25 protein-coding genes are annotated in these 23,800 nt (G+C 63.6%); 20 read left to right on the top strand and 5 right to left on the bottom strand.

Going from position 1 to position 23,800, the window contains the following annotated elements:
• Window positions 1-65 precede the first annotated feature (65 nt).
• From B2J77_RS02565 to cycA, 11 genes are all read left to right on the top strand, one after another.
• A complete protein-coding gene (locus B2J77_RS02565; RefSeq protein ID WP_058638224.1) occupies window positions 66-1,277 on the top strand; it encodes a bifunctional cobalt-precorrin-7 (C(5))-methyltransferase/cobalt-precorrin-6B (C(15))-methyltransferase in 1,212 nt (403 codons plus the stop codon).
• On the top strand, window positions 1,270-2,364 hold the full coding sequence (locus B2J77_RS02560) for a cobalt-precorrin-5B (C(1))-methyltransferase (RefSeq protein ID WP_058638225.1): 1,095 nt from the start codon (window positions 1,270-1,272) through the stop codon (window positions 2,362-2,364). Before B2J77_RS02565 ends, B2J77_RS02560 begins: the two co-directional genes overlap by 8 nt.
• Entirely contained in the window at window positions 2,361-3,083 is a 723-nt protein-coding gene (locus B2J77_RS02555; RefSeq protein ID WP_078477925.1) for a cobalt-precorrin-6A reductase, read from the top strand. Before B2J77_RS02560 ends, B2J77_RS02555 begins: the two co-directional genes overlap by 4 nt.
• A 137-nt stretch (window positions 3,084-3,220) precedes the next feature.
• Window positions 3,221-3,658: an NfeD family protein gene (locus B2J77_RS02550; protein WP_058638227.1), complete on the top strand. Its 438-nt coding sequence runs from the start codon at window positions 3,221-3,223 to the stop codon at window positions 3,656-3,658.
• Window positions 3,659-3,683: 25 nt separating this feature from the next.
• Window positions 3,684-4,538, top strand: a complete 855-nt coding sequence (locus B2J77_RS02545; RefSeq protein WP_058638228.1) for an SPFH domain-containing protein — start codon at window positions 3,684-3,686, stop codon at window positions 4,536-4,538.
• Between the two features lie 137 nt (window positions 4,539-4,675).
• A complete protein-coding gene (locus tag B2J77_RS02540) occupies window positions 4,676-5,065 on the top strand; it encodes a DUF2946 domain-containing protein (protein WP_058603509.1) in 390 nt (129 codons plus the stop codon).
• A gap of 47 nt (window positions 5,066-5,112) precedes the next feature.
• Window positions 5,113-5,592 carry a copper chaperone PCu(A)C gene (locus tag B2J77_RS02535; protein WP_058603508.1) on the top strand — a complete coding sequence of 160 codons (480 nt, stop codon included), beginning with the start codon at window positions 5,113-5,115 and terminating at the stop codon, window positions 5,590-5,592.
• A gap of 19 nt (window positions 5,593-5,611) precedes the next feature.
• Window positions 5,612-6,043, top strand: coding sequence for a DUF2946 domain-containing protein (locus tag B2J77_RS02530; protein ID WP_078477924.1), 432 nt, complete (start codon window positions 5,612-5,614; stop codon window positions 6,041-6,043).
• Window positions 6,044-6,105: 62 nt separating this feature from the next.
• Window positions 6,106-8,166, top strand: a complete 2,061-nt coding sequence (locus B2J77_RS02525; RefSeq protein WP_078477923.1) for a TonB-dependent copper receptor — start codon at window positions 6,106-6,108, stop codon at window positions 8,164-8,166.
• Window positions 8,167-8,223: 57 nt separating this feature from the next.
• Window positions 8,224-9,591: a PepSY-associated TM helix domain-containing protein gene (locus B2J77_RS02520; RefSeq protein WP_078477922.1), complete on the top strand. Its 1,368-nt coding sequence runs from the start codon at window positions 8,224-8,226 to the stop codon at window positions 9,589-9,591.
• A 243-nt stretch (window positions 9,592-9,834) separates the two neighbouring features.
• Complete coding sequence (gene cycA, locus B2J77_RS02515) at window positions 9,835-11,250, top strand: D-serine/D-alanine/glycine transporter (RefSeq protein WP_058638231.1); 1,416 nt, start codon at window positions 9,835-9,837, stop codon at window positions 11,248-11,250.
• 65 nt (window positions 11,251-11,315) lie between these two features.
• Here the strand turns inward: cycA and B2J77_RS02510 are convergent, their stop codons facing one another.
• Complete coding sequence (locus B2J77_RS02510) at window positions 11,316-11,612, bottom strand: hypothetical protein (protein WP_078477921.1); 297 nt, start codon at window positions 11,610-11,612, stop codon at window positions 11,316-11,318.
• 445 nt (window positions 11,613-12,057) lie between these two features.
• Here B2J77_RS02510 and urtA point away from each other — a divergent pair, with 445 nt between their 5' ends.
• The 6 genes from urtA (at window position 12,058) to B2J77_RS02480 (ending at window position 18,154) form a co-directional block, all read left to right on the top strand.
• Window positions 12,058-13,323, top strand: a complete 1,266-nt coding sequence (gene urtA, locus B2J77_RS02505; RefSeq protein WP_027915294.1) for an urea ABC transporter substrate-binding protein — start codon at window positions 12,058-12,060, stop codon at window positions 13,321-13,323.
• A gap of 86 nt (window positions 13,324-13,409) precedes the next feature.
• The gene (gene urtB, locus B2J77_RS02500; RefSeq protein WP_058638232.1) at window positions 13,410-14,897 is read left to right on the top strand and encodes an urea ABC transporter permease subunit UrtB; all 1,488 of its coding nucleotides are present in this window, start codon (window positions 13,410-13,412) and stop codon (window positions 14,895-14,897) included.
• Window positions 14,897-15,976, top strand: a complete 1,080-nt coding sequence (urtC, locus tag B2J77_RS02495; protein WP_078477920.1) for an urea ABC transporter permease subunit UrtC — start codon at window positions 14,897-14,899, stop codon at window positions 15,974-15,976. The genes urtB and urtC overlap by 1 nt, the downstream gene beginning before the upstream one ends.
• On the top strand, window positions 15,973-16,830 hold the full coding sequence (urtD, locus tag B2J77_RS02490; RefSeq protein ID WP_028687177.1) for an urea ABC transporter ATP-binding protein UrtD: 858 nt from the start codon (window positions 15,973-15,975) through the stop codon (window positions 16,828-16,830). The genes urtC and urtD overlap by 4 nt, the downstream gene beginning before the upstream one ends.
• A 72-nt stretch (window positions 16,831-16,902) precedes the next feature.
• Window positions 16,903-17,601 (top strand): urea ABC transporter ATP-binding subunit UrtE, encoded by a 699-nt coding sequence (gene urtE, locus B2J77_RS02485; RefSeq protein WP_027915298.1) that lies wholly within the window; start codon window positions 16,903-16,905, stop codon window positions 17,599-17,601.
• A gap of 31 nt (window positions 17,602-17,632) precedes the next feature.
• Entirely contained in the window at window positions 17,633-18,154 is a 522-nt protein-coding gene (locus B2J77_RS02480; protein ID WP_078477919.1) for a GNAT family N-acetyltransferase, read from the top strand.
• 90 nt (window positions 18,155-18,244) lie between these two features.
• On the opposite strand, the gene B2J77_RS02475 is transcribed toward B2J77_RS02480, so the two are convergent.
• Both B2J77_RS02475 and cbpA read right to left on the bottom strand, forming a co-directional pair.
• A complete protein-coding gene (locus B2J77_RS02475) occupies window positions 18,245-18,550 on the bottom strand; it encodes a chaperone modulator CbpM (protein ID WP_023534557.1) in 306 nt (101 codons plus the stop codon).
• Window positions 18,551-18,552: 2 nt separating this feature from the next.
• A complete protein-coding gene (gene cbpA / locus B2J77_RS02470; protein WP_027915300.1) occupies window positions 18,553-19,509 on the bottom strand; it encodes a curved DNA-binding protein in 957 nt (318 codons plus the stop codon).
• 164 nt (window positions 19,510-19,673) lie between these two features.
• On the opposite strand from cbpA, the gene B2J77_RS02465 reads away from it, so the two are divergent.
• On the top strand, window positions 19,674-20,942 hold the full coding sequence (locus B2J77_RS02465; RefSeq protein WP_058638235.1) for an Hsp70 family protein: 1,269 nt from the start codon (window positions 19,674-19,676) through the stop codon (window positions 20,940-20,942).
• Between the two features lie 120 nt (window positions 20,943-21,062).
• On the opposite strand, the gene B2J77_RS02460 is transcribed toward B2J77_RS02465, so the two are convergent.
• Together B2J77_RS02460 and B2J77_RS02455 are read right to left on the bottom strand one after the other, a co-directional pair.
• Window positions 21,063-22,070, bottom strand: coding sequence for an AI-2E family transporter (locus tag B2J77_RS02460; protein WP_023534518.1), 1,008 nt, complete (start codon window positions 22,068-22,070; stop codon window positions 21,063-21,065).
• A 71-nt stretch (window positions 22,071-22,141) separates the two neighbouring features.
• Window positions 22,142-22,429, bottom strand: coding sequence for a PsiF family protein (locus B2J77_RS02455; protein ID WP_058638236.1), 288 nt, complete (start codon window positions 22,427-22,429; stop codon window positions 22,142-22,144).
• A gap of 193 nt (window positions 22,430-22,622) precedes the next feature.
• Between B2J77_RS02455 and osmE the strand changes: the two genes are divergently transcribed.
• Together osmE and B2J77_RS02445 are read left to right on the top strand one after the other, a co-directional pair.
• The gene (gene osmE, locus B2J77_RS02450) at window positions 22,623-22,964 is read left to right on the top strand and encodes an osmotically-inducible lipoprotein OsmE (RefSeq protein ID WP_058638237.1); all 342 of its coding nucleotides are present in this window, start codon (window positions 22,623-22,625) and stop codon (window positions 22,962-22,964) included.
• A gap of 49 nt (window positions 22,965-23,013) precedes the next feature.
• Window positions 23,014-23,544 (top strand): ferritin-like domain-containing protein, encoded by a 531-nt coding sequence (locus B2J77_RS02445; RefSeq protein ID WP_023534650.1) that lies wholly within the window; start codon window positions 23,014-23,016, stop codon window positions 23,542-23,544.
• The last annotated feature ends 256 nt before the right edge of the window (window positions 23,545-23,800 follow it).

The raw sequence follows: 23,800 nt of genomic DNA, 5'->3' as shown, positions 1-23,800 counted from the left end.
TCGAGCATCTTTCGGGTAAAGGCACAATTGGGCGTGCTGCACACGCACGAACTCTAGAGGTATCAATGGCACCCTGGCTCACAGTAGTAGGCATCGGCGAAGACGGTTTCAGCGGTCTGGGCAAACAGGCTCGCCGAGCGCTGCTCAGTGGGACACGGATTTTCGGCAGCCCTCGCCAGCTGGCCCTGCTGCCACGTTGCGTGACCGGCGAACGGCTGCACTGGCCGAGCCCTTTCTCGCTAGCGCCAGTACTGGCGCTGCGCGGCTCGCCTGTGTGCGTGCTGGCCAGTGGCGACCCGATGTTCTATGGGGTGGGCGCCAGCCTGGCGCGCCAGGTGCCTGCCGACGAAATGCAGGTGCTGTCGATGCCCTCCTCGTGCGCCCTGGCTGCTGCGCGCCTGGGGTGGGCGCTGCAAGACGTGCAGGTGGTGTCGCTGGTGGCAAGGCCCCTGGCCGCACTCAACGCGCACCTGCATGGCGGCCTGCGCCTGCTGGTACTGAGCAATGATGGAGATAGCCCGGCGGCCATTGCCGCATTGTTGCGCGAACGGGGCTTCGGCCCCAGCCGTCTATGGGTCTTCGAACACCTGGGGGGCGAGGCCCAGGGCCAGTTGCACGGGCAGGCATCCACGTGGCAGCACGGGCAAACGGCTGCGCTCAACCTGGTGGCCATCGAATGCGTGGCAGCGCCCGAAGCGCCTCGCCTGCACCGCCTGGCAGGCCTGCCCGATGACGCCTACCGGCACGACGGCCAACTGACCAAGCGCGATGTGCGCGCCATCACCCTGGGCCGGCTGGCCCCCGAGCCCGGGCAGCTGCTCTGGGACGTGGGCGCGGGCTGCGGCTCGATCGGCATCGAATGGATGCGTGCACACCCGGCATGCCGCGCCGTGGCCATCGAGGCCGACGAGGGCCGTCAGGGGTTGATCGAGTACAACCGCGATGCCTTGGGCGTACCTGGCCTGCACCTGGTGCGCGGCAAGGCCCCCATGGCACTGGAAGGGTTGGAACCGCCGCATGCGGTGTTCATTGGTGGCGGGGTCACCCGTCCAGGGGTACTGGCGCATTGCTGGTCCAGCCTGCGCCCAGGCGGTCGGCTGGTGGCCAACGCCGTGACGGTGCAAAGCGAACTGGCCCTGGCCCACTTCAAGGCGCAGCACGGTGGCGAACTGACGCGCATTCACGTTGCCCATGCCCAGCCCTTGGGTGCGTTCGATACCTGGCGCCAGGCGCTGCCCATCACCTTGCTCGACGTGGTCAAGCCGGCCGATGCGTGAAGAAACCCGCGAACAGGCCGCCCCGCTGCGCAGTGGCCTGACCACTGGCAGTTGCGCCACCGCGACCAGCCTGGCGGCAGCGCGTCTGCTGCTCACCGGTGCAGACAGCGACGCAGTGAGCATCACCCTGCCCAAGGGCAAGGTGGTGCAGATGCGCCTGGAGTTCTGCCGTCTGGTCGACGATTACGCCGAAGCAGGCACGCTCAAGGACGCTGGCGACGACCCGGACGTGACCCATGGAGCACTGCTGTACAGCCAGGTGCGCCTGCGTGCCCAGGCCGGTGTGCACTTCGTCGCAGGCACAGGCGTGGGCACTGTGACCCGGCCTGGGCTGGTACTGGCCGTGGGCGAGCCGGCCATCAACCCGGTGCCACGGCGTATGATCACGGACCACCTGCAGGGCCTGGCCGTCGAATGCGGCTACACCGGCGGGTTCGAGGTCACCCTCAACGTGCGGGACGGTGAAGCCTTGGCGCTCAAGACCATGAACCCACGCCTGGGCATCCTCGGCGGCCTGTCGATCCTGGGCACCAGCGGTATTGTGCGCCCCTTCTCCTGCGCAGCCTACATTGCCTCCATTCATCAAGGTATCGACGTGGCGCACACCAACGGCTACACCCACATTGCCGCGTGCACCGGCAACGCCAGCGAGGACACCATGCGCCGTGTCTACGGGCTGCCGGAAATCGCCCTGATCGAGATGGGCGACTTCGTTGGGGCGGTGCTCAAGCACCTGCGCAAGGTGCCGGTTTCACGCCTGACCCTGTGCGGGGGCTTCGGCAAGATCAGCAAGCTGGCCGCCGGGCACATGGACCTGCACAGCCGTCATTCGAGCATCGACCTGCCGCAATTGGCGGGCTGGGCCGCAGCAGGCGGGGCCGATCCGGCGCTTCAGGCTGCCATCGTGGCCGCCAACACCAGCCAGCAGGCCCTGGCGTTGGCCCACAGCGCCGGTGTCCAATTGGGCGATGCCGTGTGCCAGCATGCCCTGGCCTTCGCCCGCAGCGTCGTGCCTGCCCAAGTGAACGTCGAGGTGGTCGCCATCGACCGCCAGGGCGGCATCGTCGGTCGAGCGGGCCAGCCATGAAGGCGCGCATTCTGCTGCTCGGCGGCATTACCGAGGCGCTGGCCATCGCACGCCTGCTGGGCCCGGACCACATCTACAGCCTGGCCGGCGTCGGCCGGGTGCCCGACGACCTGCAGTGCCAGGTACGCGTGGGCGGCTTCGGGGGGGCCGCTGGGCTGGCCCAGTACCTTTATGAAAACGGCATCACGCTGCTGGTCGATGCCACCCACCCCTACGCCGCCCGTATCAGCGCCAACGCGGCCAGCGCCGCGCAGCGTGTCGGGATCCCTTGCTGGGCCCTGCACCGTCCGGCCTGGCAGGCACAGGCGGGGGATGACTGGCGCGAAGTCGAAGACTGGCCGGCGCTGATGCAGGGCATTGGGCCCTATGCCCGACCGCTGTTCACCCTGGGCCGGGAACCCCTGCAGCACCTGGACGCCATCCCGGATGGCCAGTTCTGGACATTGCGCGCCCTGCAGGCCTGTCCTGGCAATGCGCGCTGCGAGGTGATCGGTGCTCGCGGGCCTTTCGACCTGGACCAGGAGCGTGCGCTGTTCACCGACCGGCGCATCGACGTTCTGGTCAGCAAGAACAGCGGCAGCGTCGCCACCGAACCCAAGCTGGAAGTAGCCCGTGAGCTAGGCCTGCCGGTGTTCATTCTCAAGCGACCGACATTGCCGATTGCCGATCGGACGTTCCATGCCCTGCCGGAACTGGTGGCGGCTTTGTTCGCTATGTGACGAAAGCCCCCTTGCATAGCGCCTAGGGGGGGTTGAGCTCCTACACCCCTTTGGGCATTTTCCGAGCGCCTGCAAGTGGCCATGTGTCGCAGTCCTGCCTTAAACTCGGGCGCCCCCCCTCGGAAGACGTGCCTGATATGGAACTGCAATGGTGGATCTGGTTGGTGTTCGGCATCGCGCTGATGTTGCTCGAACTGGTCTTGCCCACGTTCTTCATCCTCTGGTTCGGTATCGGTGCCGTGCTGGTGGCCTTGGCCTCCCTGGCGTTTCCAGGCCTGGAGCTGGACATGCAAGGGTTGCTCTGGGTCGTGCTTTCATCGCTGACTACCCTGCTGTGGTTCAAGGTGTTTCGCCGTAAGCAGCCGGATGAGCGCTGGACCGCCGCCAGCGTGATCGGCGAGGTCGGCTTGCTGACCACAGGTGTGTCCGAATTCCAGAAAGGCCGGGTGCGCTTCCAGAAGCCCGTACTGGGCAATGAGGAGTGGACCTGCATTGCCGATACCACCATCCCGGCCGGCGAGCGGGTACGCCTGATCGCCGTCGAAGGAAATACCGCCCGCGTCATCCGGGCCTGAATCCGTAAAAAAGGAATTTGCCATCATGACCAGCCTCATCGTCGTCGGCGCCATCGCCCTGTTCGTCCTGATCACCGTGTTCAAGGGGGTACGCATCGTCCCCCAGGGTGAGGAATGGATCGTCGAGCGCCTGGGCCGCTACCACACCACCCTCAAGCCTGGCCTCAACGTCGTCATCCCCTACATGGACGTGGTTGCCTATCGCCTGCCGACCAAGGACATCATCCTCGATGTGCAGGAACAGGAAATCATCACCCGCGACAACGCCGTCATCGTCGCCAACGCCCTGTGCTTTGCCAAGGTCGTTGACCCGCAGAAGGCGTCTTATGGCGTGCAGGACTACGCCTTTGCCGTCACCAGCCTGACCATGACGTCCCTGCGCGCCATCGTCGGCGCCATGGACCTGGACGAAGCCCTTTCCAGCCGCGAGCAAATCAAGGCGCGCCTGCGCGAGGCCATGTCCGAGCAGACCGAGGACTGGGGCGTGACCGTGCGCTCGGTGGAAATCCAGGACATCAAGCCGTCCCAGAACATGCAACTGGCCATGGAACGCCAGGCGGCCGCCGAGCGGGAGCGCAAGGCCGACGTCACCCGTGCCGAAGGCGCCAAGCAGGCGGCAGTACTCGAAGCCGAAGCGCGCCTGCAGGCCGCGCGGCTGGATGCCGAGGCGCAGATCAGCCTGGCCGAAGCCTCGGCGCGGGCCATCTCGCTGGTCAAGGACGCGGTCGGCAACGAAACCGTCCCGGCCATGTACCTGCTCGGTGAGCGCTACGTCGGGGCCATGGAAAACCTGGCGAGCAGCAATAACGCCAAGGTGGTGGTACTGCCGGCCGATCTGCAGGAAACCGTACGCGGCCTGATGGGCCGCAACAAGGCCTGAACCTGAACGGCTTCGCGGTGCCAGGCATCGCGAAGCCAGCGGCCAGGCACGCCACCTGCGTCACGTCACCGCACCCTGCCAAATTTGCTTATACTCGGCCGTACAATAGTCACCACGATTCCTGACCGGATCTCTCCATGCCCCCACGTCGGCACATTGCCTGGATAGCCTGCCTAGCGGTGCTGTTCAACCTGCTGGCCATGCCGTTGTCCTCTGCTGCGCCCAAAGGCCCGGCAGAGCAACTGCTATGGGGGGCGTTCTGTTCCAGCATGGCCAACAAGGCCAAGGTCGATGTGCAGGCCCTGGCCAAGATCGACCTGGGCCCGCAAAGCGATGACAGCGCCAGCACGATGCACTGCTGGTGCTGCCTGGGTGCCGCGCCGCCACTACCATTGGGCGGACAAGCGTTACAGCTGCATGCCTCGCCTGCACGTCTTGCCGGCCCACTGTCGCTGGATGCGCCACCCACGCCTACGCCGCGCCAGCTCAGGCCCGCGCTCAACCCCCGTGCCTCCCCGCTTGCCTGAGTGTCTCACGCCGCCTGCCTGAACCTCATTCCATCGGGACATTCATCATGCTCAAGCACGCCCTTGCCGTGGCCGCCCTCCTGCTGCCCGCCGCTTTCGCCCATGCTCACGAATACACCGTGGGCGACCTGCATATCGCCCATCCCTGGTCGTTGCAGCTGCCGCCCAATGCCCCCAACGTCGCCGCGTATTTCGTGGTGCACAACAATGGCAACACCGATGACCGCCTGCTGAGCGCCGAGTCCCCCATCAGCGATGACACCCAGTTGCACGAGCACGCCATGAGCGCGGCCGGTGCCATGCGCATGCAGCAAGTGCCAAACGTGGTAGTGCCCGCAGGCAAGGATTTGGTGTTTGCACCCAGCGCTTACCATGTGATGCTCATGCAGCCCAAGGATCGCAGCCTGCTGACCGATGGCCAGCGCTTCCCGCTGACCCTTCGCTTCGAGAAAGCCGGCCCCATCACCGTGCAAGTGGCTGTGCAGAAAGCACCGCCGACTGGCCAGCCGCAGGCTCATCAGCACTGACTGCCGCTGACAGGGCGTGATGCGCTCGTCGCCACACCGCCAGTCCCGTACCACCCGCCCTGATCGCAGGCGCGCCGGTGGCGGATGGCTGAGCCTGTTCGCCATGTGGATGATTTTCATCGGGCCGCTGGTTTCCCAGTCGATGCCCATGGATCACCATGGCGCCGGCATGACCATGCCAATGGACATGCCGATGCCGGCTGCTCATCAGCATGGCGACGCTCATCACGGCCCGAGCCAGGACGGCCAGCTTCATGTGATGTGGGAGAAGTGCGGCTACTGCAGCCTGCTGTTCAACTGCCCTGCAGTGCCCCAGGCGCTCAGCCCCCTCAACCTGGCAGCCGCCCTGCCTCAGGTCCATCTTCAGCCTGCCACGCGCCACGGGCATGCCAGGCAGGCCGTTTTCCCCGGCGCCCGCAGCCGCGCACCGCCCGTTTCGATCAGTGTTTGACCCATTAGCGCACGAAGCCTGAACGCTTCGCGTTTTCTCACGACTGATCGACTGGAATCATTATGTCCGGCTGCACCCCTCTTTTGTCCCTGCGCGGGACCATTGCCGCTCTGTGTGGCTCGTTGCTGACCCCTGTCGCACTGGCGGCAGACCCAGGCCACGTTGGCCATTCATCCGCTGCACCTGAGCTCGGCCCTACGGTCATCACCGCCATCGCCCCCAGCTCGCCACTGACCGTGGTCACCCACCCCAAGGACCCTCGCCAGCCCGTGCCGGCCAGTGACGGTGCCGATTACCTGAAAACCATTCCCGGTTTTTCGGCCATTCGTGCCGGCGGCACCAACGGCGACCCGGTACTGCGCGGCATGTTCGGCTCGCGGCTGAACATCCTCACCAATGGTGGGCTGATGCTGGGCGCCTGCCCCAACCGCATGGATGCCCCAACCGCCTACATCGCCCCGGAAACCTACGACCGACTGACCGTGATCAAGGGCCCGCAGAGCGTGATCTGGGGGCCGGGCGGTTCGGCAGGCACCGTCTTGTTCGAGCGTGACCCCGAGGCATTCGGCACCCTTGGCAGCCGCGTCAATGCCAGCCTGCTCACCGGCACCAACGGCCGCTTCGACAAGGTGCTGGACGCTGCTGTCGGCAACAGTCAGGCCTATGCCCGTTTCGTCGGCAATCAGTCGCGTGCCGGTGACTACCATGACGGGGCTGGCGATTCAGTGCCGTCGCGCTGGAAAAAATGGAACGGCGATGTCGCCCTGGGCTGGACGCCCGATGCCGATACGTTGCTCGAACTCACCGCCGGCAAGGGTGATGGGGAGGCGCGCTATGCCGGTCGGGGCATGGACGGTTCGCAGTTCAAGCGTGAAAGCCTGGGCCTGCGCTTTGAAAAATCCAACCTCGGCGAGGTGCTCGACAAGATCGAAGCCCAGGCCTATTACAACTATGCCGACCATGTGATGGACAACTACAGCCTGCGCACACCCTCTGGCAGCGGCATGATGGGCATGCCGATGGTCAGCAATGTCGACCGCCGCACGATGGGTGCACGCCTCAAGGCGACCTGGCGCTGGGCCGATGTACAGCTGATCAGCGGTATCGACGCACAGACCAACGCGCATCGCCAGCGCGGCGGCATGGGCGTGGATGCGCACAAAGGCCAGGCCTGGACCAAGGATGCCGATTTTCACAACTACGGCGTGTTCGGCGAGCTGACCTGGTCGCTCAGCGGCGACGACCGGGTCATCACCGGCGCCCGCCTGGACCGCGCGTCGGCGCGGGATCTGCGCCAGGCCAGCCCGACCCGCAACGACACCCGCGCCGACACGCTGCCCAGCGGCTTCGTGCGCTATGAACACGACATGGCAGCCCTGCCGGCAACGGCCTACATCGGCCTTGGGCACGCCCAGCGTTTCCCGGACTACTGGGAGCTGTTTTCGCCTAAAACAGCGCCCATCGGGTCGGTCAATGCCTTCGACGGCATCGAGCCCGAGAAGACGACGCAGCTCGACTTCGGTGTCCAGTACCGCAGCGAACGGTTGGAAGCCTGGGCTTCGGGTTATGTCGGGCAGATCCGCGACTACATCCTGTTCGACTACCGCACTGGCATGATGGGCATGGCGACTTCGAAGGCGCAGAACATCGACGCCCGCATCATGGGTGGCGAAGTGGGTGCGGCCTACTCGCTGAGCGATACCTGGAAGGCCGATGCCACACTGGCCTACGCCTGGGGCAAGAACAGCAGCGATGGCAAGGCGCTGCCCCAGATGCCGCCCTTGGAAAGCCGCCTGGGCCTGACCTACAGCCGCGATGCATGGAGCGCAGGCGCGCTCTGGCGGCTGGTCGCAGCGCAGAACCGCATCGCCCGCAACCAGGGCAATGTGGTTGGCAAAGACTATGACGCCAGTGCAGGTTTTGGGGTGTTCTCGCTCAACGGCGCGTACAAGGTGAGCAAAAATCTGAAACTCAGTGCAGGGGTCGACAATCTGTTCGACAAGACCTACGCCGAACACCTGAACCTGGCGGGCAATGCCGGTTTCGGCTACCCGGCCAGCGACCCTCAACCGGTCAATGAGCCCGGCCGGAGCGTCTGGACCAAAGTCGATTTCAGCTTCTGACATCCACCGCGGGCGCGGCAGTGACCGCGCCCTGTGCGGGTTTACCTGGAGGTTCCCATGAGAGGAACACGCGTTTCATTCTACAACCTGGCCTGGCGTTGGCATTTCTATGCAGGGCTGTTCGTGGCCCCATTCATGATCCTGCTGGCCCTTACCGGGCTGGTATACCTATTCAAGCCGCAGCTCGATCCATGGCTGTACCGCGACCTGATGGTGGTTGAGGCCGGCCATCATCGCCAAGGGGCCGATGTGATGCTGGCCGAAGTGCGCAAGGCGCACCCCGAAGGCCATGTGGGCCAGTACCTGCCGCCACTGAACGCACAGCGCAGTGCGCAGTTCGTGGTGCACGAAAAGGGCCGCGAGCTGAACGTGTTCGTCGACCCGTACAGCGGCAAGATCCTCGGCGAGCAGGACGGCAAGCGCAATCTGCAAGCCATCGCCCGCGCCCTGCACGGCGAATTGATGGTGGGCACCCTGGGCGATCGCCTGGTGGAACTGGCCGCAGGCTGGGGCATCGTGCTGGTGATTTCGGGCCTGTACCTGTGGTGGCCTCGCGGGCGCCTGGGCGCAGGCGTGCTGTGGCCGCGCCTGGCCGCCCGAGGCCGGCTGTTCTGGCGCGACCTGCATGCGGTCAGTGGGTTCTGGGGTTCGGCGCTGTTGCTGTTGATGCTGCTCAGCGGCATGACCTGGACCGGGTTCTGGGGCAAGCAATATGCCGATCTGTGGAACCGCTTTCCGGTAGCGATGTGGAACGATGTGCCGAAGTCGGACCAGCAGGCGCGCGAGCTCAACCATGCTCACCGCCAGACCGTGCCCTGGGCCATGGAGAACACGCCGATGCCTCAATCTGGCGCCCATGCCGAGCATGCCGGGCATCACACGATGTCCAGCCAACCGGCCGCACCGAATGTGAGCGTGCAACAGGTCGAAGACATCGCCACTGCGCGGCAGGTGGAGCCGGGCTACAGCATCACCTGGCCAACCACAGCCGACGGCGTATTCACCATCGCGGTATTCGCCGACGACCCACGCAACGACGCCACCCTGCATGTGGACCAGTACACCGGTAAGGTGTTGGCCGATGTGCGCTGGCAGGACTACAGCCCTGTGGCCCGCGCCACGGAACTTGGGGTCATGCTGCACGAGGGCAAGATGTTCGGCCCGCTGAACCAGATCGTCATTGCGCTGGTGTGCCTGATGATTCTGCTGGGTTCGGTCAGTGGCCTGGTGATGTGGTGGAAACGTCGGCCCGAAGGCGGCCTGGGCGTTCCCCCCTTGCGCCACGACCTGCCGCGCTGGAAGACGGCCGTGGTGGTGATGCTGGCATTGGGGCTCGTTTTCCCCTTGGTGGGGGTGTCGATGGTGCTGATGTGGGTACTCGACAACCTGATCATGCGGCGGGCAAGGGTGGCGACGCAGGCATAGCGGCCCGGCAGGCGGCTGTCGTGAAACCCCAGGCGGGCCGAAAGGCCCGCCGAGCGTTTCATGGCCCCTGCCTGTAGGTGCTGGATTATTCTCTAAAGCGCCGACGCTTGAACCCGATCATTTCTAAAGCGCCCTGCACTCGCGATATCGTGTCGATCTGTCACGCCCGCACCTTTGCAGTGCGTGATAGCCTAGCCGGCTACGTCAGCCAATGCGACTGACCTCTACAAGGGAATGCAGCCTATGACGCAAACTGCGCCGACTCCACCCGATGACCAACACCTGCAACGCAACCTCACCAACCGACACATCCAGCTCATCGCCATTGGCGGTGCCATCGGCACCGGTCTGTTCATGGGCTCGGGCAAGACCATCAGCCTGGCTGGGCCTTCGATCATCTTCGTCTACATGATCATCGGCTTCATGCTGTTCTTCGTCATGCGCGCAATGGGCGAACTGCTGCTGTCGAACCTGAACTACAAGTCGTTCATCGACTTCTCGGCCGACCTGCTCGGCCCCTGGGCGGGCTACTTCACCGGCTGGACCTACTGGTTCTGCTGGGTGGTCACCGGCATCGCCGACGTGGTAGCCATTGCGGCTTATACCCAGTTCTGGTTTCCCGACCTGCCTCAGTGGATACCGGCGCTCACCTGCGTGGCCGTGCTGCTGTCGCTGAACCTGGTCACGGTCAAGCTGTTCGGCGAAATGGAGTTCTGGTTTGCCCTGATCAAGATCATTGCCATCCTGGGCCTGGTGGCCACCGGCCTGTACATGGTCATCACCGGCTTTACCTCCCCCAGCGGACGCACGGCTCAACTGGCCAACCTGTGGAATGACGGCGGCATGTTCCCCCACGGCATGATGGGCTTTTTCGCCGGGTTCCAGATCGCGGTCTTCGCCTTCGTGGGTATAGAGCTGGTCGGCACCACGGCAGCCGAAGCCAAAAACCCGGAGCGCACGCTGCCCAGGGCGATCAACTCGATCCCGATCCGCATCATCGTGTTCTATGTACTGGCACTGATCGCGATCATGGCCGTGACTCCATGGCGCGACGTGGTCCCGGGCAAAAGCCCGTTCGTTGAGCTGTTCGTACTAGCTGGCCTGCCAGCGGCGGCGAGCATCATCAATTTCGTGGTGCTCACCTCGGCGGCCTCGTCTGCCAACAGCGGGGTATTCTCCACCAGCCGCATGCTGTTCGGCCTGGCCCAGGAAGGCGATGCACCGAAAGCGTTCGAGAAGTTGTCCCGCCGCGCTGTGCCGGCCAACGGCCTGTACTTCTCCTGCCTATGCCTGCTGCTCGGCGCGGTGCTGATCTACCTGGTCCCGAACGTGATCGAAGCCTTCACCCTGGTCACCACGGTATCGGCGGTGCTGTTCATGTTCGTCTGGACGTTGATCCTGCTGTCGTACCTGAGCTACCGCAAGCAGCGCGCGGCGTTGCACGAGCAGTCGATCTACAAGATGCCTGGCGGGCGTTTGATGTGCTACGTGTGCCTGGCGTTCTTCGCCGGTATCCTTGTGCTTCTGAGCTTGGAGGCCGACACCCGCTCGGCGCTGGTGGTGACGCCGATCTGGTTTGTGATCCTGGCGGTGACCTACCAGTTCGTGCGGAGCCGGCGCCAGCCGCGTACTGCCGTACGTGGGTCGTCGGGCAACTGATCAGGAAACTGTGCAGCCCATTCTCCGGCAGAACTGGCGAATGGGCGCACAACAGCCAGGCCGCTTCAGCCGTGCTCCATCCCCTTGAGCACTGCCTCGGCCAGGGCCAAACCTTTCTTTAGCGAGTTTTCCGTCGCGGTCAGTAAACTACGAAGCGGCTCTCCCACCCTTTCCAGTGCTGCGGCATTGGTTTCATAAGCCGCTTTCAGCGCGGCAACGGCGCACACAAGTGCATCCTCGCTATCGACTCCAGCCTGAACCGACAGTATTGGATCATGAGCCTGATTGCAGGTGCCAAAATCAGCACTGGCGGTCACGGAACGAGATGTGCGGGGTGGATCTGGAACGATCTTCTTGAGCATGGTGCATCTCCTTGCAGCTCTCTCTTTATGACGCTCCGAGCCCATACGCCAATATGGGTGGACGGAGCCGTGCGGGTTGGCGTGCCGGCAGAGAGAACCGGTGAGCCCGAAGGCTCCCACACACGGCTCCGCCCATGACGGGTGCAGCCATGCAGAGCAAAGTCGCAAGGAGCGTCAATGCTCGATCTCTCTGTATAACGGGACGCCAATCCCGGTCGCAGAATCTACTGCGGTGCCGAACGGTACTCAAGTACCGCTTATGTGTCAAAACTGTTCACTGCCCTGGACCCAATCCTGTGCAGGCCAGTCGCGCAAGCACCAACCTGGCCCCTATCCAAGCCCCCCATAGAAGCACAACCCTTCTAGACCGCAGCCTTGCGCACCACGGCACAGCCTTTGCAATCGCCCTTCTGCCCACACCACAACAACTCAGCGGAGAGAGCACATGAAGCGACGCAGTCTGATCAAGGCCTTCACCCTCAGCGCCTCGATGGCGGCGATGGGCCTTAGCTGGAGCCTCCAGGCAGCCGAGACCATCAAGGTCGGCATCCTGCATTCGCTGTCCGGGACCATGGCCATTTCCGAGACGTCGCTCAAGGACATGGCCTTGATGACCATCGATGAAATCAACGCCAAAGGTGGGGTCAATGGCAAGATGCTGGAGCCGGTGGTGGTGGACCCGGCGTCCAACTGGCCGCTGTTCGCCGAAAAAAGCCGCCAGTTGCTGACCCAGGACAAGGTCGCGGTGGTGTTCGGTTGCTGGACGTCGGTGTCGCGCAAATCGGTATTGCCGGTATTCGAGGAGCTCAACGGTCTGCTGTTCTACCCGGTGCAATACGAAGGCGAAGAGATGTCGCCGAACGTCTTCTACACCGGCGCTGCGCCCAACCAGCAAGCGATTCCGGCGGTGGAATACCTGATGAGCGAGGACGGCGGCGGCGCCAAGCGCTTCTTCCTGCTGGGCACCGACTACGTCTACCCGCGCACCACCAACAAGATTCTGCGCGCGTTCCTGCACAGCAAGGGCGTGGCCGACAAGGACATCGAGGAGGTCTACACGCCGTTCGGCCACGCCGACTACCAGACCATCGTCGCCAACATCAAGAAGTTCTCGGCCGGGGCGAAGACGGCGGTAATTTCCACGGTCAACGGCGACTCCAATGTGCCCTTCTACAAAGAGCTGGCCAACCAGGGCTTGAAAGCGACCGATGTGCCGGTCGTGGCGTTCTCGGTGGGCGAAGAGGAGCTGCGGGGTATCGACACCAAGCCGTTGGTGGGCCATCTGGCCGCCTGGAACTACTTCGAGTCGGTGGATAACCCGGTCAACCAGAAGTTCGTCGCTGATTGGAAGGCCTATGCCAAGGCCAAAGGCCTGCCTGGCGCCGACAAGGCGGTGACTAACGATCCAATGGAAGCCACCTATGTGGGCATTCACATGTGGGCGCAGGCGGCGGAAAAAGCCAAATCCACCGATGTGGACAAGGTGCGCGAAGCGCTGGCCGGGCAGACCTTCAAGGCCCCTTCGGGCTACACCCTGACCATGGACAAGACCAATCACCACCTGCACAAGCCAGTGATGATCGGCGAGATCCAGGACGATGGGCAGTTCAGCGTGGTGTGGGAAACCGAGCAACCGCTGCGGGCGCAACCCTGGAGCCCCTTCATCCCAGGCAATGACAAGCGCCCTGATTACGCCGTGAAAGGCAACTGAGGCCCTGGGCCGCGCTGCAGCCCGCCCGTGGGCGGCCCGGTGTTCGGGTACGCCTGCGCGTAAGCGCTGATTCACAGGAGAGCCTCATGCTCAGATTCCTGCTTACCCTGCTACTGCTGTTGCCCATGGCAGTAGACGCCAGCGAAGGCGAGTTTTTCTTCGCCGCCAAGCCCGCCGAGCAGGCGCGCCTACTCGATACCTGGGCCGCCCAACCCGAGCCAGGCCGACTGGCACTGCTGGAAAACCTGCAGGCCGGCCGAATCGCCAAGGACGACAGCCGCAAGGTGCGCCTGAACAACCGCCTGCGCGGGCTGATCGACAATGCCCTGGCCAGCCACCGGTTACTCAGTGACGACAGCGCCACCCGGCTAGCCGCCGCCAGGCAGTTGCAAAAGAGCGCACAACCGGCCCAGGTCGCCTTGCTCGACCGGCGCTACGCCAGCGAACCGGATGCGACCGTGCGGGCAGCCTTGGGCCTGGCGTTGGCCAACCTGCAGCTCGGCGCCAGCGACCCTTCGGTGCGCCTGGCGGCCGTACGCCTGTTAGGGGAAACCGGTGACCCAACGGCCCGTACCCGCCTTGAGGCGCTGTTGCAACCCGAGATGGAAACGGACCCCACGGTGCGTACCGCCGCCGAAACCAGCCTGACCCAGGTCAAGCGCAAGCTGCTGGTCGGTGAAGTACTGGGCCAGGCCTTCAGTGGCCTGTCGCTGGGGTCGATCCTGCTATTGGCGGCGCTGGGGCTGGCGATCACGTTCGGACTTCTGGGTGTGATCAACATGGCGCATGGCGAGATGCTGATGCTCGGCGCCTACAGCACCTACATGGTGCAGGTAGTGGTGCAGCGCTACGCACCGGGTGCCCTGGAGTTCTACCCACTGATCGCCCTGCCCGTGGCGTTCGCCGTCAGTGCCGGTGTCGGCATGGCGCTGGAACGTACGGTGATCCGCCACCTGTACGGCCGCCCTCTGGAAACCCTGCTGGCCACCTGGGGCATCAGCCTGATTCTGATCCAGGCCGTGCGTTTGCTGTTCGGCGCACAGAACGTTGAGGTCAGCAACCCGGCCTGGTTGTCAGGTGGCATCCAGGTTCTGCCCAACCTGATCCTGCCTTACAACCGCCTGGTGATCATCGCGTTCGCGCTGGCCGTGGTGCTGCTGACCTGGCTGCTGCTCAACCGCACGCGCCTGGGCCTGAACGTGCGCGCTGTAACCCAGAACCGCAACATGGCGGCGTGCTGCGGCGTGTCCACCGGGCGTGTGGACATGCTCGCCTTCGGCCTGGGTTCGGGCATCGCCGGCCTGGGCGGCGTGGCCTTGAGCCAGGTCGGCAACGTGGGGCCGGACCTGGGGCAAAGCTACATCATCGATTCATTCCTGGTGGTGGTGCTCGGGGGTGTCGGCCAACTGGCCGGAAGCCTCTGGGCGGCGTTCGGGCTGGGCATCGCCAACAAACTGCTGGAGCCGCAGATCGGTGCGGTGCTCGGCAAGATCCTCATCCTTGCGCTGGTCATCCTGTTCATCCAGAAGCGCCCGCAAGGCCTGTTTGCCCTCAAGGGACGGGTGATCGACTGATGAACCAGCCACTGCTTGTCACCGCTGCGCATAAAGCCGGCCTTCGCCTGTCGCTGGCACTGGGTATCGCCGCCCTGGCGCTGCTGCTCGCCTTGCCGCTGTTGTCGCTGCTGCCCGCCGACCACGCCCTGCATGTGTCGGCCTATGTGCTCACACTGGTGGGCAAGATCCTCTGCTATGCCATCGTGGCCCTGGCCCTTGACCTGGTCTGGGGCTATGCGGGGCTGCTGTCGCTCGGCCATGGTCTGTTCTTTGCCCTGGGCGGCTACGCCATGGGCATGTACCTGATGCGCCAGGCCGCCGGGGAGGGGCTGCCAGGCTTCATGACGTTCCTGTCCTGGAGCGAGCTGCCCTGGTACTGGGCCGGCACCCAACACTTTGCCTGGGCCCTGTGCCTAGCGGTGCTGGCGCCTGGCATGCTGGCCCTGGTGTTCGGCTGGTTTGCCTTCCGCTCGCGGATCAAGGGTGTGTACTTCTCGATCATGACCCAGGCCCTGACCTTTGCCGGGATGTTGCTGTTCTTTCGCAACGAGACCGGTTTTGGCGGGAACAACGGCTTCACCAGCTTTCGCACCCTGCTGGGCTTCGACATCGCCGCACCCGGGACCCGCGCCGTACTGTTCCTGCTCACCGTCGCGCTGCTGGTCGCCAGCCTGTACCTGTGCTGGCGGTTGACGCGCAGCAAATTCGGGCGCCTGTTGACGGCCGTTCGCGATGCCGAGAACCGGTTGATGTTCTGCGGCTACGATCCGCGTGGTTTCAAGCTGCTGGTATGGGTGCTCAGCGCCATGCTGTGCGGCCTGGCAGGCGCGCTGTACGTGCCTCAGGTCGGCATCATCAACCCCAGCGAAATGTCGCCCACCAACTCCATCGAGGCTGCTGTCTGGGTGGCACTGGGCGGGCGCGGCACCCTGATCGGCCCGCTGCTGGGCGCGGGGCTGGTCAACGGCATGAAGAGCTGGTTCACGGTGGCTTTCCCGGAATTCTGGCTGTTTTTCCTCGGCGCGCTGTTCATCCTCGTGACCCTGTACTTGCCCAAGGGCCTGGTCGGCCTGTGGAACAAAAGGAGCCAGTCATGAGAGGCCTGCCCCCGGTACACCCGGAGTTCATGCTCGAACCTGCCTTCGACCCGCAGGGTATCGGCCGCGACGCCATAGGCCTGGGCCATGCCCGCGTACCAGGCCTGGACGCGCGGCATGGCACCGTGTTGAGCCTTGAAGAGGTGAGCGTCAGCTTCGATGGGTTCAAGGCACTCAATGCGCTGACGCTGTATATCGGCGTGGGCGAGCTGCGCTGCATCATCGGCCCGAACGGTGCGGGCAAGACCACGATGATGGACGTGATCACCGGCAAGACACGGCCCAGCGCAGGCAGTGCCTACTTTGGTGACACGCTCGACCTGACGCGCATGAGCGAGTACCAGATTGCCCAGGCTGGCATCGGCCGCAAGTTCCAGAAACCCACGGTGTTCGAGGCGTTGAGCCTGTATGAAAACCTCGAGCTGGCGCTCAAGACCGACAAGTCGGTGTGGGCGAGCCTGAGGTCGCGCCTGAGCGGCGAGCAACGCGACAGGATCGACGAAGTCCTGACCACCGTGCGGCTGAACGGGCTGGCCTCGCGTCAGGCCGGGCTGCTGTCCCACGGCCAGAAGCAGTTTCTGGAAATTGCCATGCTGCTGGTCCAGGAACCTCAACTGCTGTTGCTCGACGAACCCGTGGCCGGCATGACCGACGCCGAAACCGCCTTTACCGCCGAGCTGTTCAAGGGCCTTGCAGGCAAACACTCGCTGATGGTGGTCGAGCATGACATGGGGTTCGTGGGCAGCATCGCCGACCATGTGACGGTGCTGCACCAGGGCTCGGTGCTGGCTGAGGGGTCGCTTGAGCAGGTGCAGGCCGATGATCGTGTGGTCGAGGTGTACCTCGGTCGTTGAACAGGCGCACGTCTTCTCGCGTACACCGGTGAGCTGCCGGGGACGCCCAACCCGTTACTTCAGGAGCCTTGCATGCTCAAGATCGATACGCTGCACCAGTACTACGGCGGCAGCCATATTCTGCGCGGCCTTTCCTTCGAAGCCAGGCTGGGCGAGGTCACCTGCCTGCTGGGCCGCAACGGCGTGGGCAAGACCACGTTGCTGCGTTGCCTGATGGGCCTGGTGCCCGTGCGCGAAGGCAGCGTGGAATGGGAAGGCAAGCCCATCACCGCACTCAAGCCGCACCACCGGGTGCAGGCCGGCATTGCGTACGTGCCACAGGGCCGAGAAATTTTCCCGCGCTTGAGCGTCGAGGAAAACCTGCTGATGGGCCTGTCACGCTTTCCGGGGCGCGAGGCGCGTGAAGTGCCTGCCTTCATCTACGAGTTGTTCCCTGTGCTTGAGCAGATGAAGCAACGCCGTGGCGGGGATTTGTCCGGGGGGCAGCAACAGCAGCTGGCCATCGGCCGGGCATTGGCCAGTCGTCCGCGCCTGCTGATTCTCGATGAGCCCACCGAGGGTATCCAGCCTTCGGTGATCAAGGAAATAGGCGCGGTCATCCAGCGGCTGGCGCAGCGCGGCGACATGGCCATCCTGCTGGTCGAGCAGTTCTACGATTTTGCCGAGGCTTTGGCTGATCACTACCTGGTCATGGCCCGTGGCCAGATCGTGCAGCGTGGCCGGGGCGAAAACATGCAGGCCGAAGGTGTACGCGGGCTGGTAACCATTTAACCTGCACGCTTCGACCTAGCGAGACGCTGCCATGAGTCACGAAATCCGCGACGCCCTGCCTGACGACCTACCGGCCATCCTCGACATCTACAACGATGCCGTGCGCAACACCACGGCCATCTGGAACGAGACACCGGTGGACCTGGCCAACCGCCAGGCTTGGTTCGACACCCGTGCGCAACAGGGTTACCCGATACTGGTGGCCGTGGACGGCGCCGACGTGCTGGGCTACGCCTCCTTCGGGGACTGGCGCCCGTTCGAGGGGTTTCGCCACACGGTCGAGCATTCGGTATATGTGCGCAGCGATCAGCGCGGCAAAGGGCTTGGGCCGGCGCTGATGATTGCGTTGATCGAGCGCGCCCAAGGCTGCGGCAAGCACGTCATGGTCGCGGCCATCGAAAGCGGCAACGCAGCGTCTGTGCACCTGCACGAGCGCCTGGGTTTCGTGGTTACCGGGCAGATGGCGCAGGTGGGCGTGAAATTCGGGCGCTGGCTGGACCTGACCTTCATGCAGCGGGTGCTGAGCCCAGGGGCCGATCCAGACCAGCCATGACACCGGGCCCAGGCAGTCCTCACGCAGCCTTGCCGGGTGACACAAGGCTGCACTGGCCAGCGTTCCAGCCTTGCCCGCGCCTGATGACACTCACATCTGCGTGAACCTGCCCAGGCGCTGGCGCAGCATGCTGTTCTCGTTGCGTAGCTGCTGCACCTCCTGGAGCAATTCCAGGGCCAGCGCCACGCCTTCCCATTCCAGTTCCAGCTCCTGGTGCAGCTTGGCCGCGCGCCTTGCCAGCAGCGGTGCCTGATCGTCGAACAGCCAGTCTTCAGGCCTGCGCCCGGTTGGCTCCACAATGCCGTGCTCGACGATCTCGATCACACAGTCCGCCGTGAGGTCGGCTTCCTGACACAAGGTATGCATGTCCAGTTGAACGATCAGGGTGCTGCTCATGATCACTTACTCCATTGTGCCCTCGGGTCGAACGCGGCCTTCTCGGAAAGCTTGGCCCACAGTTCTCGGGTAGATTCGTCAGAGGTGGTCGGCATGACGACCTTGAGCTGTGCATAGAGGTTGCCGCGCTGGCCCTGCTTGTCGGCCAGGCCCTTGCCTGGCACCCGCAGGCGCTGCCCGCTCTGGCTGTCGGGGCGGATGGTCAGGTTGATCCTGCCTTCGAGCGTAGGTACCGCCACCTTGGTGCCCAGGGCCGCTTCCCAGGGTGCCAGCGGCACGGTGATGATCAGGTCGTGCCCTTCGACGTCGAACAGCGGGTGCGGGGCCATGCGGATGGTCAGGAACAAATCGCCATTGGCACCGCCACCGACCCCCGGGGCACCCTGGCCCTTGAGGCGAATGCGCTCGCCATCGGTCACGCCGGCCGGGATCTTCACGTTCAGGGTCTTGGTGGTGAACCCGGTGCGCTGGCCCATGGCATTGGTTTGCGGTACCTGGAAGCTGATCTGCTTGGACTCTTTGCTCAGGGTTTCTTCCAGAAATACCGCCAGTTCAAGCTCCACGTCCTGCCCTCGCCTGCCGGCACTGCGCTGTTGTTGACGGGCACCCCCGAACGGGTTGCCTCCACGACCGCCGAACATCGAGCTGAAAAAGTCCGAAAAATCGCCACTCTCGAAACCACCCCCGGCCCCACCTCGGCTTTCCCAGCCCGGCGGTGCCTGGAACGGCCTGCCATGCTGGCCGCCGTACTTGCGGATTTCATCGAATTCGGCGCGTTTCTGCGCGTCGCCCAGCACTTCGTAGGCCTCGTTGGCTTCCTTGAATTTGTCTTCGGCGTCGCGCTCTTTGCTGACATCAGGGTGATACTTGCGGGCCAGCTTGCGGTACGCGGCCTTGATCGCCTTGTCGTCCGCCGTGGGCTCTACGCCAAGTATCTTGTAGTAGTCTTTGAAGTCCATCTAGGGATCACCAGTGTGAATGTGCGTGTTGCTGGAGAAGATAGGGATCAAGCATAGCCTTTCAAGGCCCGCTTGGGGTTGCTCCATGGCAGACGACCGGTCTTGATTCTGTCGCCAGCTGGCATACACTGCGCGGCCGTTTTGCCTCCGGAAGCCTTTTCCCCATGTCCGACGTATCCCCGGCCCGCGCCCTTGGCATCGACTTTGGCACCTCCAACTCGACGGTTGGCTGGCACCGTCCGGGCATGGAATCGCTGATTGCCCTGGAAGACGGCAAGATCACCTTGCCCTCGGTGGTGTTCTTCAACATCGAAGAGCGCCGCCCTGTCTATGGCCGCCTGGCCCTGCACGAGTACCTCGAAGGTTATGAGGGGCGCTTGATGCGCTCGCTCAAGAGCCTGCTCGGGTCCAAGCTGATCAAGCACGACACCAGCGTGCTGGGCAGCGCACTGCCGTTCAAGGACCTGCTGGGGATGTTCATCGGTGAGCTGAAAAACCGCGCGCAGGCTGAGGCCGGGCGTGAGTTCGATCAGGTGGTACTTGGCCGCCCGGTATTCTTCGTCGACGAGGACCCGGCAGCCGACCAGGAAGCCGAGGACACGCTGGCCGAGGTGGCACGCAAGATCGGCTTCAAGGACGTATCGTTCCAGTACGAGCCCATCGCCGCGGCGTTCGACTACGAGTCGGGCATCAGCCGTGAAGAACTGGTGCTGATCGTCGACATCGGCGGCGGTACGTCCGACTTCACCCTCATTCGCCTGTCGCCGGAGCGGCACGCGGTGGCCGAGCGCCAGAGCGACATCCTCGCAACCGGTGGCGTACACATCGGCGGCACGGACTTCGACAAGCAGCTGAGCCTGCAAGGGGTGATGCCGCTGTTCGGTTATGGCAGCCGCATGAAAAGCGGTGCCTTGATGCCAACCAGCTATCACCTCAACCTGGCCACCTGGCATACGATCAACGCGCTGTACTCACAGAAGTCGCAGTTGGCGCTGGGCAACATGCGCTACGACATCGAGGACACCCTTGGCGTTGATCGGCTGTTCAAACTCATCGAGGAGCGCGCCGGGCATTGGCTGGCCATGGAAGTGGAAGCCAGCAAGATCGAATTGACCGAGCAGCCGAGTCGTCACGTCGACCTCGGCCGCATCGAACCAGGCCTTGGCGTGGACCTGTCTCGCAACCTGTTCGAGACGGCCATCGAAAGCCTGTTGGAACGGGTGCGGGCCAGTGTCACGGACTTGCTGGCCAAGGCCGGGGTCAGCCAGGGCCAGGTCAACACGGTCTTCTTCACGGGCGGCTCCAGCGGCATTCCAGCCCTGCGCAACAGTGTGGCGGCGATGTTGCCCAATGCCCGTCACGTGGAAGGCAATATCTTTGGCAGCATCGGCAGTGGGCTGGCCATTGAGGCACGCAAGCGTTATGGCGCGTGACGAAACGACGGGGTAAGGGGCGCCTGTGTCGCCCCTCGTTGACGGTAGCGCTGGCTGTAACCGCCTGACCAAGCCTGCGCCGGCCTTGTTATGTCCTGAGCAGGCCCGCCGTGGCCGCCTTCAAACCAGCTCCATCCTGCGCAGCTCGCTCTTGAGATAAGCGTAATAGACCGGCCCTGCCACCACCCCCGGCAGGCCGAACGCCGCTTCGAACACCAGCATGGCCAACAGCAGTTCCCAGGCCTTGGCCCTGATCTGCCCACCGACGATCTTGGCGTTGAGGAAGTACTCCACCTTGTGGATCACGATCAGGTAGACCAACGCCGCCGCCGCCACCCACACCGACAATGACAACCCGACGATGGTGATCAGGGTGTTGGACATGAGGTTGCCGATGACCGGTAGCAGACCCAACAGGAACGTCAGCACGATCAAGGTCTTGGTCAGCGGCAGGTGCACGCCGAACAACGGCAACACCACGGCCAGAAAGATGCCAGTGAAGGCGGTGTTGAGCAGGGAAATCTTGATCTGGGCGAAAACGATGTTGCGAAACGCCTGTACCAGCAGGCTCAGGCGCTCGAACAGGGCGGCTGCCAGAGGTTTGCGCCGGGAGATGTCGGGTATGCGCTGCAGGGCGACGATAGCCCCCAGGATCATGCCGATCAGCAAGGTCACGAACATGTGGGCCATGCCCTTGCCCACCAGTTGCAAATCACTGAGATGGCTCTTGATCCAGTCGCCGATCGCCACCTTGAACTCAGCAGCACTGGCCGGCAAATAGCCCTCGATGAACGGCGGCAACTGCCCGCGCGCTCGCTCAACCAACGCCATGAACTTGTCCAGCGAAGCGCCAGGATTTTCCGCTTCATGCAACAAGAAGCTGAACGCCCCGGCGATCAGCAGCGCCAGGCTGATCACCACCAATGTGCCCAGCAGCGCCACTGCCAGCCAGCGCGCACGCTGCCCGGCAATCAATGGCTGCAGGCGCGGCGTGAGCATGTTGACCAGTTCGAACACCAGCAGGCCTGCCAGCAGACTGGGCAGCAGCTTCAACGGCAACGCCAACAGCAAGCCTGCGAACACGATAATCAAACTGGCCAGGGTGACTTGGCGGGGGGTGAAGGTCATACAGCCTCAGCGGCAGCCAACGAAGAAGATCCGCAGTCTGCCAGCGTTATGCCTGCAGGCATAGGCACCGATCATTTCTTCTTCAGGCACTCACTCATGAAGGCCTTGCGCTCATCACCCTTGAGCACCTTGGCGGTGGCGTCGGCATTGCACGCCTTCATCTTCTCCTGCTGGGTCTGTGGCACCTGTTTCTTCAGGCACGTACTCATGAAGGCCTTGCGGGCGTCGCCCTTGAGCGATTGCGCCGTGGCATCTGCATTGCACGTTTTCATCTTTTCCTGCTGGGTGGTATTTGCCGCGAAACCTTGGGCGCTGAACAACAGCGCAACCATCACTAACGGAATGTGCAGCCGTTTCATGTCGTGTTCTCCTGAGCCCGCGCCCAACGCACGGTGACATTTGCAGTGTAGACAAGCGCTGACGCGAGGCCCATTTCGTCATCAAGTGCACGACAACCTTTTTGCACGCAGGCAATTGGCTACCTCGATCGAACTCCTGGCGCTGCGTGAGGTTCAAAACCTGCACATACCCTTTTGTGCAAGGAGCGGGACGATGTTCAAGCAGACTCTGGCAATCCTTCTGGCCAGCGCCACCCTGACGGCATGCGGCAGCCGCCCGGAAAACCCGGTGGACTATGTGACCTACCGCAACGAGCCCCTGGTCAAGCAGGTCGAAAATGGCATGACCATGCAGCGCGTCATCGCCATCGGCGGCAGCCCGTCCAACGTCATCGATCTGCCCAATGGCGGTACCTGCAATGACTACATCCTCAACCGCGACGGCAAGCAGCAGCCGTACTACGTGCGCTTCGATGCCACCGGCCATGTGGATGCCAAGGGTTTCAAGACCTGCAAACAACGTGAAGAAGACCGCGAGGCCGTCAAAGGCGCGTAAGGCTTCCGCTACCTGACTACGACTACCTGATGCTTTTTGGAGATGAAACATGAACACGACTGAAATGACCGACATTCAGACCTTGCGCCAGCGTGCGCGCGAACATGTGGAAAACGGTGCCGTGACCGAAGGCTACAATGCCGATCGCGAGCGCATCATCAAGCTGCTCAACGATTCGCTGGCCACCGAACTGGTCTGCACCCTGCGCTACAAGCGTCACTACTTCATGGCTTCTGGCGTCAAGGCCAGCGTGGCTGCCGAAGAATTCCTGGAGCATGCCAACCAGGAATCCGAACACGCCGACAAGCTGGCCGAGCGTATCGTGCAGCTGGGCGGTGAGCCAGACTTCAACCCGGATAACCTGAGCAAGAACTCCCACGCCCAGTACGTGGCAGGTGCAACCCTCAAGGAAATGGTCCTGGAAGACCTGGTGGCCGAGCGTATCGCCATCGACAGCTACCGCGAGATCATCCAGTACATCGGCGACAAGGACCCGACCACCCGCCGCATTTTCGAAGACATTCTGGCGCAGGAAGAAGAGCACGCCGACGACATGTCCGACCTGCTCGATGGGCTGTAAGACCAGTAGCAACCGACAAGGCCGCTGATGCGGTCACGCTGTTCACGCAGGGCTGCTTCGCAGCCCATTGCGGCCAGTCCGGTGCCCTGACCGGACCCTTCCACCTCGGAGATCGTGAAGCACTGGCGATCTTTCATTTGACTCTGGATTACTCAAGCCCACGACCGGCTCCGCCGGAGCGTTGGACTGGCTGCAATTGCCTGCGCAGTAGCCCCAGGATCTTAGCTTCGCAGCGCATAATGCCGGGGCCGCGCTG

The organism is Pseudomonas parafulva (assembly GCF_002021815.1).
GTDB classification, from domain to species: Bacteria; Pseudomonadota; Gammaproteobacteria; order Pseudomonadales; family Pseudomonadaceae; genus Aquipseudomonas; species Aquipseudomonas parafulva_B.
This window is presented reverse-complemented; position numbering and strand designations above follow the sequence as displayed.

Bases quoted from the DNA above. Each gene is read 5' to 3' on its own strand.
- B2J77_RS02565 (WP_058638224.1), top strand. From the start codon at position 66: ATGGCACCCTGGCTCACAGTAGTAGGCATCGGCGAAGACGGTTTCAGC.
- B2J77_RS02560 (WP_058638225.1), top strand. From the start codon at position 1,270: ATGCGTGAAGAAACCCGCGAACAGGCCGCCCCGCTGCGCAGTGGCCTG.
- B2J77_RS02555 (WP_078477925.1), top strand. From the start codon at position 2,361: ATGAAGGCGCGCATTCTGCTGCTCGGCGGCATTACCGAGGCGCTGGCC.
- B2J77_RS02550 (WP_058638227.1), top strand. From the start codon at position 3,221: ATGGAACTGCAATGGTGGATCTGGTTGGTGTTCGGCATCGCGCTGATG.
- B2J77_RS02545 (WP_058638228.1), top strand. From the start codon at position 3,684: ATGACCAGCCTCATCGTCGTCGGCGCCATCGCCCTGTTCGTCCTGATC.
- B2J77_RS02540 (WP_058603509.1), top strand. From the start codon at position 4,676: ATGCCCCCACGTCGGCACATTGCCTGGATAGCCTGCCTAGCGGTGCTG.
- B2J77_RS02535 (WP_058603508.1), top strand. From the start codon at position 5,113: ATGCTCAAGCACGCCCTTGCCGTGGCCGCCCTCCTGCTGCCCGCCGCT.
- B2J77_RS02530 (WP_078477924.1), top strand. From the start codon at position 5,612: ATGCGCTCGTCGCCACACCGCCAGTCCCGTACCACCCGCCCTGATCGC.
- B2J77_RS02525 (WP_078477923.1), top strand. From the start codon at position 6,106: ATGTCCGGCTGCACCCCTCTTTTGTCCCTGCGCGGGACCATTGCCGCT.
- B2J77_RS02520 (WP_078477922.1), top strand. From the start codon at position 8,224: ATGAGAGGAACACGCGTTTCATTCTACAACCTGGCCTGGCGTTGGCAT.
- cycA (WP_058638231.1), top strand. From the start codon at position 9,835: ATGACGCAAACTGCGCCGACTCCACCCGATGACCAACACCTGCAACGC.
- B2J77_RS02510 (WP_078477921.1), bottom strand. From the start codon at position 11,612: ATGCTCAAGAAGATCGTTCCAGATCCACCCCGCACATCTCGTTCCGTG.
- urtA (WP_027915294.1), top strand. From the start codon at position 12,058: ATGAAGCGACGCAGTCTGATCAAGGCCTTCACCCTCAGCGCCTCGATG.
- urtB (WP_058638232.1), top strand. From the start codon at position 13,410: ATGCTCAGATTCCTGCTTACCCTGCTACTGCTGTTGCCCATGGCAGTA.
- urtC (WP_078477920.1), top strand. From the start codon at position 14,897: ATGAACCAGCCACTGCTTGTCACCGCTGCGCATAAAGCCGGCCTTCGC.
- urtD (WP_028687177.1), top strand. From the start codon at position 15,973: ATGAGAGGCCTGCCCCCGGTACACCCGGAGTTCATGCTCGAACCTGCC.
- urtE (WP_027915298.1), top strand. From the start codon at position 16,903: ATGCTCAAGATCGATACGCTGCACCAGTACTACGGCGGCAGCCATATT.
- B2J77_RS02480 (WP_078477919.1), top strand. From the start codon at position 17,633: ATGAGTCACGAAATCCGCGACGCCCTGCCTGACGACCTACCGGCCATC.
- B2J77_RS02475 (WP_023534557.1), bottom strand. From the start codon at position 18,550: ATGAGCAGCACCCTGATCGTTCAACTGGACATGCATACCTTGTGTCAG.
- cbpA (WP_027915300.1), bottom strand. From the start codon at position 19,509: ATGGACTTCAAAGACTACTACAAGATACTTGGCGTAGAGCCCACGGCG.
- B2J77_RS02465 (WP_058638235.1), top strand. From the start codon at position 19,674: ATGTCCGACGTATCCCCGGCCCGCGCCCTTGGCATCGACTTTGGCACC.
- B2J77_RS02460 (WP_023534518.1), bottom strand. From the start codon at position 22,070: ATGACCTTCACCCCCCGCCAAGTCACCCTGGCCAGTTTGATTATCGTG.
- B2J77_RS02455 (WP_058638236.1), bottom strand. From the start codon at position 22,429: ATGAAACGGCTGCACATTCCGTTAGTGATGGTTGCGCTGTTGTTCAGC.
- osmE (WP_058638237.1), top strand. From the start codon at position 22,623: ATGTTCAAGCAGACTCTGGCAATCCTTCTGGCCAGCGCCACCCTGACG.
- B2J77_RS02445 (WP_023534650.1), top strand. From the start codon at position 23,014: ATGAACACGACTGAAATGACCGACATTCAGACCTTGCGCCAGCGTGCG.